This window comes from Marinobacter daepoensis DSM 16072 (assembly GCF_000421165.1).
Classification (GTDB): Bacteria; Pseudomonadota; Gammaproteobacteria; order Pseudomonadales; family Oleiphilaceae; genus Marinobacter; species Marinobacter daepoensis.
The window spans coordinates 99387-113655 of the sequence record NZ_ATWI01000011.1 but is presented as its reverse complement, the minus strand read 5'-3'; the positions used below and the strand labels follow the sequence as shown (position 1 = coordinate 113655).

Sequence of the window (14269 nt, the reverse complement as noted above, 5' to 3'; positions counted from 1 at the left end):
ATAAGAACTAACCTCAAAAAAAATTAATGAAAAAAGGAGCCTCTTCAATGGAAGATTTATTTGGTGCCAACGGCCAGGCCTCTGCGTGGGCCGACCAGGCCATCGCTCTGGTCATGGCTTACGCCCCGAAAGTCCTGCTGGCCATCATCACTCTGATTATCGGCCTCTGGCTGATCAATCGTTTTGTGAACGTGCTGGATAACCGTCTGGGCAAAAAAGACCCCACGCTGAACAAGTTTCTCTGCGGCCTGATCAGCGCCATCCTGAAGATTCTGCTGCTGGTGTCAGTTGCCTCCATGGTGGGCATCGCCACCACCTCATTCGTTGCCATCATCGGTGCTGCCGGCCTGGCCGTCGGCCTGGCCCTTCAGGGCAGCCTGGCCAACTTTGCCGGGGGCGTACTGATCCTCATCTTCAAACCGTTCAAGGTGGGTGATGTGATTGACGCACAGGGTTTCCTGGGCTCGGTTCGTGAGATTTCCATTCTCTACACCATCGTTGATACCTTCGATAACCGCCGGATCGTCATCCCCAATGGCCAGCTTTCCAACGCCAGTCTGACCAACCTCAGCTCCTACGACACTCGCCGTTGCGATATGACGTTTGGTATCGGTTACAGTGACGATATCGATAAGGCCAAGGCGATCTGCAAGCGTCTGATTGAAGAAGATGAACGCGCCATGAAAGATCCGGAACCTCTGGTGGTGGTTGGCGGCCTCGGTGAAAGCTCCGTTGACCTCACCGTCCGGGCCTGGACCAAAGGCGCCGATCTCTGGCCTTTCTACTGGGATATGCAGGAGCGCGTGAAAAAAGCATTCGACGCAGAGGGCATTTCGATTCCGTTCCCGCAGCGGGACGTGCACATGTACAAGGCTGACTGACCAGAACCGTTTCACAAGGAAACAACCGGTTACTCGCAAAGTGCCTATCCTGGTCTAAGCTGACGACAAGGCGGGGTGAAAACCCCGCCTGTTACTGGGGCCCGACCCGGGAAAGGCGAATGGCTCCACAACACTGTCGAGGCTGTCAGGAGGTTGTGAACATGCCGGCGAAGCAGCTGAAAACCTTTCTTGATGAGGCAGGTGTCGAGTACATGTGCCTCTCCCATCCCCCCGCCTTTACCGCCCAGGAATTAGCCCATCACGTCAGGATTGCCGGTGATCGGGTCGTCAAAACCGTCATTATTGAACTTGATGGCAAGATGGCTATGCTGGTCATGCCAGCCACCTGGCGCATACGCTGGGATCGATTGAGCAAGATTCTGGACACCGACTTTGTTGACCTTGCCGATGAGCAGGCCTTTCAGGATCGGTTCCCAGACTGCGAGGTCGGCGCCATGCCGCCCTTCGGCCACCTTTTTGGCATGACCGTCTATTGCGCGGAATCCCTGACCGAGCAACCGGAACTGGCCTTTGCCGCGGGCAGCCACACCGAATCCATACACATGAAAACCCGGGATTTTCTGTCTCTGGTGCAACCCATGGTCATTAACCAGGGGTTCACACGGCCCGGTGCCCGAAAACCCGCCTGGCTGGTGCGACGCCCCTGCAACACCGGTAACCGCGAGGAAACCTCAACCCATGCCGGTTATTGATCGCCCGGATTGACCCTGGTCGCTTGTCTGCTGGCTCGCATCGCGTAAACTGAGGCCAGCAGACAGGAACCGGATATGACTCAAACCTTTGATATCATTATTGTCGGCGCCGGAATGGTCGGTGCCGCACTCGCCACCGGACTGGGCCAGCAGGGCCTCCGGGTTGCACTGATCGACCGGGTAAGCCCCGCTCCCTTTCAGGCTGACGCAACCCCGGACATCCGGGTATCGGCCCTCAGCGCTGGCAGTGAGCGCTACCTGACCCAGCTTGGCGCCTGGCCCCGGATGCTCACCATGCGAGCCACCCCCTATCGTCGCCTGGCGGCCTGGGACAACACACCCGGACCCTGGGCTCGCCTGTTCCCTCACAGCCTGACGGAAGTTGAATTTGATGCGGGTAACCTGAGCGCTCCGCATCTGGGCCACATTGTCGAAAACCGCATAACCCAGCTCGCCCTTTGGCAGTCTGCGGAAGCCCTTCCCGAGGTCACCCTGCTGACCGGACACAGCGTACAGGGGCTGTCCCGGCAACCAGACTGTGCGAATATCACTCTGGATGATGGCACCGAGTTACAGGGGCAACTCATCGTTGGCGCCGACGGCGCCCTGTCCAGAGTCCGGGATCTGGCCGGCATCGGCGTGACCCGGGATCAGTACGAACAGCAGGCCATGGTGATCTCAGTCCGATATCGGGGGCCCGTTGAGGATATTACCTGGCAGGGTTTCTATCCGACCGGCCCCAGAGCGTTCCTCCCGCTTCACAGCGCCGGCGACACCTTTCCCGGTGAGAGCTGGGGCTCTTTGGTGTGGTACGACCATCCCGCGCGGCTTGCCGCCCTCAAAGCCATGACCGATACCGAACTGAAGGCAGAGATCCAGCGCCACTTCCCCGAGCGGCTGCCCGAACTGACTCACATTGACGCCAAAGCCAGCTTCCCCATCGCCCGGCAACACGCCAGACACTACTATCAGGACCGGGTTGTGCTGGTGGGCGATGCCGCGCACACCATCAACCCTCTGGCCGGTCAGGGCGTCAACCTTGGATTCCAGGATGCCCAATGCCTGCAAGGCCTTTTGAAAGAAGCGCAGCGCAGCGGAGACGACCTTGCCAGTGAACCGTGGCTCAAACGCTATGAAAAGCACCGGCGGCCAGCCAATCAGCGTATGATGCTGGCCATGGATGTGTTCTATCACTTGTTCAGCAATGCTATCCCACCCGTGCACCTGGCCCGGACTCTGGGGCTCGGCGCAGCGCGGGCACTGCCCTTTGCACGAAATCAGGTCGCACGCTACGCCATGGGGCTGGAGGATCAGCTGCCCGCCCCGATTCAACACATCGTGAATCGCCTGCCCGGTCTGGGTAGCTTATAGTAGCGGACACGCTCATTCACCCGAGACACAGGAGCCCTTGTATGTCTGAAACCATTTTCACCAAGATCATCAACCGGGAAATTCCCGCCGACATCGTGTATGAGGACGACATCAGCCTCGCCTTCCGTGACATCAACCCACAGGCGCCGGTGCACCTGCTGATCATCCCGAAGAAAGCCATTGCCACCATCAATGATATCGAAGAGGAAGACCGGGAGCTGTTTGGCCACCTGTACTGGGTCGCCGCCAGAATCGCCAAAGACATGGGCTTCGCCGACGATGGTTACCGGGTTGTGATGAACTGCGGTGAGAACTCAGGCCAGACCGTGTTCCACATTCATCTGCATTTGCTTGCCGGCAAACCCCTGGGCTGGCCGCCGTATACAGATAAAATGAAACAGGCCTGAGGCCGGAGGCAGCCTCAGGGCTGCCTTGACGCTTCCTGCCCGGCCCGCTTCAGCCGGCGACTCCAGCGTTGCTTGGCATAGCGGCGCAGGTTGGAGACATTATCGGTTTCATCCATGATTTCGGTGCCCAGCAGGGTTTCGAGAATATCTTCCAGAGTCACCACACCAAGCCAGGTGCCCAGCTCATCATAGACCACCGCAATGTGTTGCCGTTCCCTCAGCATTTCCGAGAACAGAAATTCAATGTTGGTGTTGGCTTTCACCCGCTTGATCTGGCGCAGCCGGTTTTTCAGCGCCTCATCCTCAGACATGCTGATCAAGTCTGATCGGTGCATATAGCCCAGCGTCTCACCTTCCTCATCAATCATCGGGTAACGGGAAAACGGCGATTTCATTACTTTGTCGCGGAACTCCGTCACCGTAGTCTCGGGACCGATGAACTTGCAGACCGTCCGGGGGGTCATCACGGAACTGACCTTGATTTCGTGAAACCGGAGTACGTTATGGATGATCCGTCGCTCCTCTTCGTCCAGAGCCTGCTGATCCCGGCCGATTTCGACCAGTGCACTGATCTCTGCCCGGATATCCGTATCGCCCTCGCCCTGCGCAATCCGCCGTGTCACTTGTTTTGAAAGCCAAACAAACGGCAACAGCACCTTGACCATGAACCCCAGGATCGATGGCAACACCGGCGCAATCCCGCGCCAGTACTTGGCACCAATGGTCTTCGGAATGATCTCCGACAGGATCAGAATAGCGAGGGTCATCGCAGCCGACGCGGCCCCGAGCCAGGCTTCACCGAACACCACCGCCACCTGAGCACCAACTCCGGTTGCACCCACGGTATGGGCGACGGTATTGAGCGTCAGAATCGCAGACAACGGATCATCAATGTCGTCCTTGAGTTTGCGCAGCTGGACAAACAGTTTCGGCTGGTCATTTTTCAGGGACGCGATATAGCTTGGCGTGATGGAAAGCAGGGCCGCTTCCAGAATTGAACACAGAAACGAAAAGCCAATGGAAAGAATCGCGAATGCGATAAGGAGAATCATAGGGCCTCAGAAATGGATTTGTCCCTGCCATCATAGCGCAACTAACGGCAGGGACAATATCGGAAACTGCGGCGAACAGTAGCAATTTCCGAAAGCGGACAATCAGCGGCTGACCACCCGTTCCGCTTCCTCCATCGGGGTATGGCGAACATCTTCGCCCTTGACCATGAAGATCACGTTCTCGGCGATGTTACAGGCGTGATCACCAACCCTCTCCAGGGCACGAAGCACCCACATGACAGACATGCAGCGGGAGATATTGCGGGTATCTTCCATCATGAACGTCAACAGGGTGCGGGCTGCGGCCTGGTATTCCTCATCCACGCGCTTATCTTCTTTCATGATTCTCAGCGCCTGCTCAGAATCCAGGCGGGCAAACGCATCCAGCGAATCATGCAGCATGCTCAGCACGTGGTTACCGATGTGTCTGATTTCAACGTAACCCCGGGGGGCCTGCCCTTCTTCCATCAGCTTGATGGCCATCTTGGCAATTTTCTTGGCTTCGTCACCAACCCGCTCCAGGTCGGCCACCATCTTGATGACCGAAATGACCAGCCGCAGATCCCGCGCCGTCGGCTGGCGGCGGGCAATGATCAAAATCGCTTCTTCATCAAGGTCAACTTCCATCTTGTCGACTTTCTTGTCATTGGCGCGCACTTCCTCGGCTAGATGACCATCGCTGTCCACCAGAGCTTCTACCGCTCGCTCCACCTGAGTCTCGACCATTCCCCCCATTTTCAGGAACTGGGTTTTCAGCTCCATCAGTTCGTCGTTGAACTTGTGAGAGATGTGATCTCCGTAAACGTCGTCCTTTTGGTTAGGCATACTGTCTGTCTCCGTTATCCCGAACGCCAATTAACCGAACCGGCCGGTTATGTACGACTCCGTCAACTCATGTTCCGGAGAGGTGAATACTTTGTCCGTATCGTTCACTTCCACCAGATGTCCAAGATGGAAGTACGCGGTACGATGCGACACCCGGGCTGCCTGCTGCATGGAGTGGGTCACAATCACAATGGTGTAGCTTGCGGACAACTCCGCAATCAGCTCTTCCACCTTGGCAGTGGCAATCGGGTCAAGGGCAGAACAGGGCTCATCCATCAACACCACTTCCGGGCTGACGGCAATCGCACGGGCGATGCACAAACGCTGCTGCTGACCACCCGACATCCCGGTCGCCGTGGCGTCCAGGCGATCCTTCACCTCGTTCCACAGACCGGCTTTGCGCAGGCTGTTCTCCACAATATCATCCAGATCCGACTTGCGATTGGCCAGGCCGTGAATGCGAGGGCCATAGGCCACGTTGTCGTAGATCGACTTGGGGAACGGGTTCGGCTTCTGGAAGACCATCCCGACCCGGGCACGGAGTTCCACCACATCCCGTTTCGGATCGTAGATATCCTGATCATCAAGGTGCAGTGCTCCCTTGACCCGGCAGATATCGATGCTGTCATTCATCCGGTTCAGACACCGCAAAAAGGTAGACTTACCGCAACCAGACGGCCCGATAAAGGCAATTACCTCGTTCCGGGCAATGTCCAGACTGATGTTCTTGATGGCTCGGTCCGCACCGTAGAAAACCTCGACGTTACGCAGCCGGAATTTCGGATCGTCTGAAAACGGTGTTCCAACCGTCTGTCCTTCTTCAATCACCGTTTCTGCCGGCCGTTCTTCCTTTGCCGGTGTGACCGCAGCGTTCTGCAGTCCGGCTTCATTACTTACCGTCGTATTCAGAGTGTTCATAACTGTTCTCCTTACCACCGGCGCTCAAGTCGTTTACGAAGCCAGATGGCCAATGCATTCATGGTAATCATAAAGGTCAGCAGGATCATGATTCCGGCAGAGGCTAGTTCCACAAAGCCCTGCTCGGCACTGCTGGCCCACAAATAAATCTGTACCGGAAGCACCGTCGCGGAGCTGAAGAATCCATCCGGAACCTCAACGATGAACGCAACCATGCCAATCAGCAGAAGCGGAGCGGTCTCACCCAGCGCCTGAGCCATACCGATGATGGACCCGGTCATCATGCCCGGCATCGCCAGCGGCACTACATGGTGCAACACCACCTGCATCTTGGACGCGCCGATGCCTTCCGCCGCCTCACGGATTGACGGAGGCACACTCTTGATCGCAGCCCGGCTGGAAATGATGATCGTCGGCAAGGTCATCAGCGCCAGCACAAGCCCTCCGACCACCGGTACCGAACGGGGCATGCCAAACAGCCCGATAAAGACGGCCAGGCCCAGCAGACCAAAGATGATGGACGGGACCGCCGCCAGGTTGTTGATGTTCACCTCAATAAAATCGGTGAACTTGTTCTGGGGGGCGAACTCTTCCAGATAAACCGCCGCCGCCACGCCGACCGGGAACGCAATCACCAGCGTCACCACCATGGTGAGCACAGAACCAATGATCGCGCCGAGAATACCGGCATTCGATGGCTCCCGGGAATCGCCCCGACTAAAGAACACGTCGTTGAAGCTGGTCTCAACCACGCCTTTCCCGACCAGCTCGTCTACCCAGGCTTGTTGCTGTTCAGTCAAACGAATGCTGTACGCCGGGTTATCCGCGTGCTTGACGTAAACCGACACCGTGTCGTGTACCAGGAACTCCATGGTCTGGGTGGTCCCCAGCAGCTGCGGATTGCCTTCCAGCAGGTCTCGCACCTGATTACTGGCGTAGCTGCCAACCAGACGGCTCAGTTCCCGCTGGTCTGCCCGCTCAGTGACTTCAGGGAAATACTGCTGCAGCGCTGCAAGCACCGGAGCCTGGAAATCGGCCATGGACACCTGATCCTTGTCCGTTGGATCGTCCAGATACATGGCCTCGCCATCCAGCGGCACTTCCAGGGTTATGGTGGTCTTGATGAAACCGGTATACCCCTTGCCGATGATGTCGGTGAACAGGATCACCAGCGACATCAGAGCCACCGCAATCGCCGCAATGCCATAAAACCGGAATCGTTTTTCCTTGCGGTAACGCTTTTTCAGGGACTGACGGACAATCTCCGCCTGTGAACGTTGATCAGTCATACTGTTCCCTATACTTGCGAACGATCTTCAGGGCGACCACGTTAAGCAGCAGCGTAACGATAAAGAGCATCATGCCCAATGCAAATGCGGCCAGGGTCTTGGCACTGTCGAACTCCTGGTCTCCGGTCAGCAGAGTAACGATCTGAACCGTCACCGTCGTCACCGAATCCAGCGGGTTCGCGGTGAGGTGCGCTGCCAGTCCTGCCGCCATGACCACGATCATGGTTTCACCAATGGCGCGGGATGCCGCCAGCAGAATCCCACCCATAATGCCGGGCAAGGCTGCCGGGAAGATCACGTTTTTCATGGTCTCAGACTGGGTTGCCCCCAACGCCAGAGACCCGTCACGCAGGTTCTGGGGAACGGCGTTGATGACGTCGTCCGACAAGGACGACACAAACGGAATGATCATAATCCCCATCACCAGACCTGCCGCCAGCGCACTTTGTGAAGACGCCTCCAGGCCAATGCCCTCAGCCAGATCCCGGATAAACGGCGCCACGGTCAGCGCCGCGAAAAAGCCGTAAACGACCGTCGGAACACCGGCCAGCATTTCCAGCATGGGTTTGAGCGTCGCCCGCATGGGTTTGGTGGCATACTCGGACAGATACACCGCCGACAGCAGCCCGACCGGCACCGACACCGCCAGCGCAATGAATGAAATGAGCAACGTGCCGGTAAACAGCGGAATAATCCCGAAGGCGCCATCGGCCCCCACCTGGTCAGCCCGAAGAGCGGTTTGCGGGCTCCAGGAGGTTCCAAAAAGGAACTCAGTAATCGGCACTTTGCCGAAGAACCGGACCGTTTCAAAAATTACGGAGAAGACAATACCAACCGTGGTCAGAATCGCCACGGCCGCACACACGAAGAAGATCCAGCGCAGGGTTCGTTCAACGTTCTCACGTGCATTGATATGAGGCTTCACCCGAGTCCAGGCAAAGGTGCCGCCCAGCAGTGCAATCAACAGAACCAGTGTGGTCTTGAACTGGCTGCTCTGGGCACGCAACTGACCAAGCAGATCGGCAGCGCCGACTATCTCGGCAGGTACAAAATTCGGGTCCAGTTTGCCCGCCGCCACATTGCTGATCTGGGACAGAACCAGGCTTGCCTCGCCCGGCGTCTGCGGCACCGACTCAGAAGGCAGCGAGGAAATCACCATATTCTGAATGACCTTGCCTTCAAAACCGGCCCAGGCACCCAGAATGATCAGAGCGGGAATGGCACACCACAACGCCGCGCGGGCGGCATAGTAAAAAGGCAAGGCTTTCAGGTTCCGGATACCGCCAAGCGGTGCCGCTACCGAGCGCGACCTCATGTAGGCCAGCGCATAGGCGACCATGGCGATCACCAGAACCAGAGGTAACAGATTGGCCGTTTGCATAACGTTCTCTGTATCGTGTGAATGTTGAGTTAAAGCCAGCTCAACGTTTTTATTATTGTGCCAGTTTAGCGGCTGCTTTATTCATCGGGCCGTAACAAAAGAACGCGGAACCGTCCGGGCCCGCGTTCTTTATCGTCATCCCTGACCACCCAGACTGCTTACAGCTCGTTGCCAGTCATCGGCTTGAGCTTACGCACGTTCTTGGCAACGTCCATGCGGGTTTTACGCGGGTTCGGAATCAGGCCAACGTCGACCAGGTATCCGTTATCGCCCCAGGCACCTTCGCTGGTGAACTCTTCAGCGTATTCCTTGATACCAGGAACCACACCTACGTGTGCATTCTTGATGTAGAAGAACAGAGAGCGGGCTACCGGGTAGTCTTCATCAGCGATGGTTTCCGGAGTCGGCTCAACACCGTTGATGGTGGCCGCCTGGATCTGGCTGCTGTTTTCCATCAGGAAGCTGTATCCGAAGATACCCAGAGTGTCCTTGTCCTGAGCCAGACGCTGAACGATCAGGTTATCGTTTTCACCGGCTTCAACGAACGGGCCATCTTCACGCATGCTGTGACAGACGCTCTTCATTTCCTTCTTGTCCATGGCCTTGATGAAATCGAAGGTCTTACAGCCACCTTCCATCGCGATTTCAACAAACGCATCACGGGTGCCGGAGGTCGGAGGGGGACCCATCACGTTGATTTCAGTGGCCGGCAGTTTGGAGTCAATGTCGCTCCACTTCTCGTACGGGTTGGCAACCAGCTTGTCGCCACCCTTGGGATCAGGAACTTCTTTCGCCAGAGCCAGGAACACCTGCTTCAGGCTCAGATCCATTTTTCCGGCGTCTTTGGAGTTTGCGATGACAATGCCGTCAGCGCCAATCTTGACTTCAACAATGTCTTTAACGCCATTGCTCTGACACATCTCGAATTCGCTCTTCTTCATGCGACGGGATGCGTTTGTGATGTCCGGATGCTGGGTACCGATACCTGCGCAGAACAGCTTCAGACCACCGCCAGAGCCAGTAGATTCAAGCTTCGGAGTCGGGAAGTCTGTGTTACGACCGAAACGCTCGGCAACCACGGTGGCGAACGGATAAACCGTGGAAGAACCAACGATGTTGACGGTATCACGAGCCATGGCCGGAGTGGACACGGCGGCAATGCTGCCCGCCAGGGCAACAGAAGCGATTGCAGCTTTCAATTTCATCACGTTATGTCTCCAGTATCGGTGGACGTTATGTGGGTATCTGCTTGACCGATGAGTGCATCCTATGGAGATTCCATGACAGATTTATGACAGATTCTGAAATACAGCTGTCATCGTTCAAATTTTCTTGCAGACCACCGCCAGCCAGTTACCATGCACGGAAAACAATTCACAAGTTTCTCTACAGGCGACCCTGATGACTGCGTACGACGATGACAAACCTTCCCCCCGCGGCGAGATGATGCTGCAGGTAGTCCCTCTGCCCTCAGACACCAACGCCAACGGCGATGTCTTTGCTGGCTGGCTGGTCAAACAGATGGACATAGCCGCGGCAACCATGGCCGGGCGCATTTCACAAGGCCGCAATGCCACGGTCGCCATGGACCGGATGGAGTTTCTCTCACCATTGCGGGTCGGTTCTCAGGTCGGCTGCTACTGCGAGCTGGTCGACATCGGGCGCAGCTCCATGAAAATCAGCGTTGAAGTCTGGACCCTGGACCGCGCCTCCAAAACCCCGCGCAAAGTCACCGAAGGCCTCTTCGTATACGTAGCCATTGACGAGCACGGTCGCATCCGCGAAGTGCCGGAGCAGAATCACTGATCCGGCGCAGCAAGCGCCTCAATCAGCGCCTGATACTTCGGGCAGAGCTCTGAAGCTCGCCAGTCATGCGGCACCTGCAACTCCGGCGGTTGCCGCAACAACTGCTGCAACCGTTCGGCCGCGGCATGCGCTTCAGCCATGACGTCTGACTCCAGGCTTGCGTACCGACAGGCAGACGGGACGTACTCCCGGTAGGCCAGCCGGTCCGGCGCCAGGGGCAGGCAACCCGCGGCCATGGCTTCGAGCATCGCCAGCCCCTGAAAATCGTGGAGCGCTGTTGAGACCACAATGTCGGCTGTACCAAGCAGCCGATCATAATCTGCCCGATTGTCCAGAAACCCCCAGCGCAGGATACGATCGCCAAATCTCTGGTGAATCCGGTCAAATGCTTCAGGACGACCGCGAAAGCCTTCGCCGACAATACTGATCCGGTAAGCGCACTGTCGCTGCTCCAGTTGTTCCAGAAACGCGAACAGACGGTCCGGGCCTTTGTCGTATTCCCAGCGATGATTCCAGAGCAGGTGCGGACACTCCCGGTCAATCGTTCTGGGCGATTCAGTAAACAGCCGATCCTCAATCGGCACCGGCAACACCCGGGCCCGGTCTTTCAGGCGCTGCACCAGCCCCCGGGGCACAGCGTCTGGCATCTGGTTCAGAAAGCCCTCCACCCCCCGCAAGAAACTGTCCCGGTTCCAGGCGCTGTTGAACACCACGGTATCCGCCGCCAGAGCGCTGTAGAGGTTCACCATTTTCGGCTCCACACGCCCCTGCTGCCGGCCACTCACCGGAAAAGCAAACTGATTTTCATGCATATAAAGCAGGCAGGGGGTGTTTGCCAGGTGGGGATGAAGCCCCCGGAGGGTGGCCAGATCCACCATGGAGGTGGCAATCACCAGATCCCAGGTTTGCGCGAGACAGGGCTCATTCAGCCAGCTCACCGGGTTACCACGAATCCGCCACTGAAAAAAACGGGGCGCCAAGGTCAGGGCGTGCCAGTGGTAGTCAGGGAACATGGTCACCAACTGATCGCGCCAGCGCCGGTGACTGGCCGCATCGTAAGCAGACAACAGAAGAATTCGAAACGTCATGGTGGTCCCGCCAAGGTTAAAGCAGGCGATTGTATCAGGCCGACACCCTGGCCCGCGCCAAAGACCACACCCCAAACACTGGCCCGGGCAACAGCAGAATCACCACCCAGATCCCCCACTCAGACCACAACCCGCTGGTCATCCAGATCGCCGGCAGTGTCAATCCGAAACCAACCGCATTCATCACCGCCAACGACGAACCAACGGCCTCTTTTGGAGCCGTCGCAGCCGCCAGAGCTGAAAACTGGGGAGAATCGGCCACCACCGCCACCCCCCAAATCACCAGAAGGCCCAGCAACAGGATAGCAGGCAGTCCGTTCAGCCAAGGGTATAGAAAACAGAGAGCCCCAGAGGTAACCAGCGCCAGCCGGGCCACCCACGCACTGCCCCGGGTGCGACTGAGGTACCCGCCCCCGATGCAGCCCGCCGCCCCCATTCCGATCACCGCAAAAGAAAGCCAGGGCAGCAGCCCATCGGACAGCCCCAGTCGTGCCAACTCACGCCCGATCAGCAACGGCACCAGCGTCCAGAAGGCGTACAGTTCCCACATGTGCCCGAAATAGCCCCCCGCCACAGCCCGAAACCGGGGACTACGCAAAGCCGCCAGCCCTTGCCGGAGCGGCAGCCGTCCACGGCTTCCCGGGAGGTGCGGCCCGTCCCCCAAGCCGAAGACCAACAGCCCTCCCGCCAGGGCAAGCCCCGAGGCCGCCAGCAACGGCCACTCCCAAGGCATCCCCAGGGTCACGCCCCGCATGAGGTGAGGCAGGGCGGTACCCAGGGTCAGCATACCCACCAACCAGGCCAGCGCCGCGCCGGCGTACGCCGGTGTCCAGGCAATCACCAGCTTCATGCCAAGCGGGTAGATGCCCGCGAGGCACAGTCCTGTTCCAAACCGAAACAGGCTGTCAACCAGAGGGTTGCCCGCCACCAGAACAAAACCGGCATTAGTCAGGGCACCCAGAACGCTGGAAACCAGGAAAATCCTGCTGGCGCCAAACCGGTCAGCCAAGCCAGTGACCGCCAGGGTCAGCGTCCCTGCAATAAAGCCCGCCTGAACCGACAACGTCAGCCGCCCGAGGTCCGACTCCGCCAGGCCCAGCGTTCCAGCCAGAGACAACCAAACCCCATTGATGCTGAACCAGAGGGACGTGCCAAACAATTGGGCCAGCACAATCACTGGCAGAGGGTAACGCCGCAGGAAACCGGTCATAGGGGTGCCTTTATGGCTGATGGATGCCCAAAGCCTAGCCCGAAACACCACCACACTCACATCCTACGATGGTGCCTGATCACCATGAACTTACCGGAACCAGCGACAGCCCGATTCACACGAAGCGTTGCTCTCCTATTGCTTCATCCCGCCGGTCAGGCAAGCCCAGCGACAACAGGGCCGCCATGGCCACCAGCGCCGCGGAGATCCACAAACACGCTTCCAGCCCCCAGGCCTGGTATACCCACCCGGAAAGGAGGGTCCCCATAAGGCGGCCCGCCGCATTCGACATGTAATAAAACCCTACGTCCAGCGAGACGCCATCGCCCCGAGCGTAGCGGACAATCAGATAGCTGTGCAGGGAAGAGTTGATCGCAAACAGGATACCGAACAGCAACAAGCCGCCAATGACCACCCACTCCGGTGGCCAACCCACCACCAACGCACCGGCCATCGCTGCAGGCACACCAGCCAGCAACGCCGCCCAGAACACCGCTCCGGCCTTACCACTGGCAAGGCCGGTAATGCGCGGGGCGACCGTCTGGACAAAGCCATAGCCAATAACCCAGCACGCCAGAAAACCACCCACTTGCCAATGATCCCAGCCGAAGACCGTCGCCATGTATACCGGCAGAGCCACCACAAACCATACGTCCCGGGCACCAAACAGGAACATCCTGGCCGCAGACAGCACATTGATCGCCCGGCTCTTGGACAGAATGTCGGAGAATTTTGGTTTGGCTTTGCTCTTGCCCAGGTCCTGCCCAAGCAGGAACAGACTGGCCAGCCAGACCAGCCCCAACACCACCGCCATGGCAACTACTGCACCCCGGAACCCCGCCGACATCAGCAATACGCCACCCAGGAAAAACCCCACCCCTTTCAAGGTATTCTTGGAGCCGGTCAGAATCGCCACCCACTTGTACAACCTGCCCTGCTGCTCATCCGGCACCAGCAACTTGATACCGCTCTTGGCCGACATTTTGTTCAGATCTTTGGCAATGCCGGACAACGCCTGCGCCGCCATCACCCAGGGCACCGTGAGTGCAGCGGCCGGAACCGCCAGCATCAGCAGGGCCACGATCTGCAGGAACAGCCCGATGTTCATGGTGCGGTTCAGGCCCAGGCGTGCGCCCAGATACCCCCCCACCAGATTGGTCACCACCCCGAACAACTCATAGAAGATGAACAACAGGGCAATGGCCAGCGGCGAGTAGCCCAGCTGGTGGAAATGCAGCACCACCAGCATTCTCAGCGCGCCGTCGGTCAAGGTGAAGGCCCAGTAGTTGCCGGTAATCACCAGATACTGGCGGATGGCCGAATTCATC

Annotated in this window: 14 protein-coding genes; 5 read left to right on the top strand and 9 right to left on the bottom strand. The window is 58.1% G+C overall.

Annotated elements, in window-relative coordinates; translation table 11 throughout:
* Positions 1 to 47 precede the first annotated feature (47 nt).
* The 4 genes from K325_RS0112445 to K325_RS0112430 all read left to right on the top strand — a co-directional run bounded on the left by K325_RS0112445 (position 48) and on the right by K325_RS0112430 (position 3372).
* Positions 48 to 881 (top strand): mechanosensitive ion channel family protein, encoded by an 834-nt coding sequence (locus K325_RS0112445; protein ID WP_029654600.1) that lies wholly within the window; start codon positions 48 to 50, stop codon positions 879 to 881.
* Positions 882 to 1042: 161 nt separating this feature from the next.
* On the top strand, positions 1043 to 1594 hold the full coding sequence (locus tag K325_RS0112440; protein WP_029654599.1) for an aminoacyl-tRNA deacylase: 552 nt from the start codon (positions 1043 to 1045) through the stop codon (positions 1592 to 1594).
* Positions 1595 to 1669: 75 nt separating this feature from the next.
* On the top strand, positions 1670 to 2965 hold the full coding sequence (locus tag K325_RS0112435) for an FAD-dependent monooxygenase (protein WP_029654598.1): 1296 nt from the start codon (positions 1670 to 1672) through the stop codon (positions 2963 to 2965).
* Positions 2966 to 3006: 41 nt separating this feature from the next.
* Positions 3007 to 3372 carry a histidine triad nucleotide-binding protein gene (locus K325_RS0112430; RefSeq protein ID WP_029654597.1) on the top strand — a complete coding sequence of 122 codons (366 nt, stop codon included), beginning with the start codon at positions 3007 to 3009 and terminating at the stop codon, positions 3370 to 3372.
* A gap of 14 nt (positions 3373 to 3386) precedes the next feature.
* Here K325_RS0112430 and K325_RS0112425 read toward each other — a convergent pair whose 3' ends face one another.
* The 6 genes from K325_RS0112425 to K325_RS0112400 all read right to left on the bottom strand — a co-directional run bounded on the left by K325_RS0112425 (position 3387) and on the right by K325_RS0112400 (position 10042).
* A complete protein-coding gene (locus K325_RS0112425; RefSeq protein WP_029654596.1) occupies positions 3387 to 4424 on the bottom strand; it encodes a CNNM domain-containing protein in 1038 nt (345 codons plus the stop codon).
* Positions 4425 to 4526: 102 nt separating this feature from the next.
* The gene (gene phoU / locus K325_RS0112420; protein ID WP_029654595.1) at positions 4527 to 5249 is read right to left on the bottom strand and encodes a phosphate signaling complex protein PhoU; all 723 of its coding nucleotides are present in this window, start codon (positions 5247 to 5249) and stop codon (positions 4527 to 4529) included.
* Positions 5250 to 5279: 30 nt separating this feature from the next.
* Positions 5280 to 6167 (bottom strand): phosphate ABC transporter ATP-binding protein PstB, encoded by an 888-nt coding sequence (pstB, locus tag K325_RS0112415; RefSeq protein WP_029654594.1) that lies wholly within the window; start codon positions 6165 to 6167, stop codon positions 5280 to 5282.
* Positions 6168 to 6178: 11 nt separating this feature from the next.
* Positions 6179 to 7456 (bottom strand): phosphate ABC transporter permease PstA, encoded by a 1278-nt coding sequence (pstA, locus tag K325_RS0112410; RefSeq protein WP_029654593.1) that lies wholly within the window; start codon positions 7454 to 7456, stop codon positions 6179 to 6181.
* Entirely contained in the window at positions 7449 to 8837 is a 1389-nt protein-coding gene (pstC, locus tag K325_RS0112405; RefSeq protein WP_029654592.1) for a phosphate ABC transporter permease subunit PstC, read from the bottom strand. The genes pstA and pstC overlap by 8 nt, the downstream gene beginning before the upstream one ends.
* A 158-nt stretch (positions 8838 to 8995) precedes the next feature.
* On the bottom strand, positions 8996 to 10042 hold the full coding sequence (locus K325_RS0112400) for a substrate-binding domain-containing protein (protein WP_029654591.1): 1047 nt from the start codon (positions 10040 to 10042) through the stop codon (positions 8996 to 8998).
* A gap of 196 nt (positions 10043 to 10238) precedes the next feature.
* Here K325_RS0112400 and K325_RS0112395 point away from each other — a divergent pair, with 196 nt between their 5' ends.
* Positions 10239 to 10643, top strand: a complete 405-nt coding sequence (locus K325_RS0112395; protein WP_029654590.1) for an acyl-CoA thioesterase — start codon at positions 10239 to 10241, stop codon at positions 10641 to 10643.
* On the opposite strand, the gene K325_RS0112390 is transcribed toward K325_RS0112395, so the two are convergent.
* From K325_RS0112390 to arsJ, 3 genes are all read right to left on the bottom strand, one after another.
* Positions 10637 to 11731: a tRNA-queuosine alpha-mannosyltransferase domain-containing protein gene (locus K325_RS0112390; protein WP_029654589.1), complete on the bottom strand. Its 1095-nt coding sequence runs from the start codon at positions 11729 to 11731 to the stop codon at positions 10637 to 10639. The two genes, K325_RS0112395 and K325_RS0112390, sit on opposite strands and share 7 nt — an antisense overlap.
* A 34-nt stretch (positions 11732 to 11765) precedes the next feature.
* On the bottom strand, positions 11766 to 12941 hold the full coding sequence (locus tag K325_RS0112385) for an MFS transporter (RefSeq protein WP_029654588.1): 1176 nt from the start codon (positions 12939 to 12941) through the stop codon (positions 11766 to 11768).
* A gap of 115 nt (positions 12942 to 13056) precedes the next feature.
* Positions 13057 to 14268, bottom strand: a complete 1212-nt coding sequence (arsJ, locus tag K325_RS0112380; protein WP_029654587.1) for an organoarsenical effux MFS transporter ArsJ — start codon at positions 14266 to 14268, stop codon at positions 13057 to 13059.
* Position 14269: the final 1 nt, after the last annotated feature.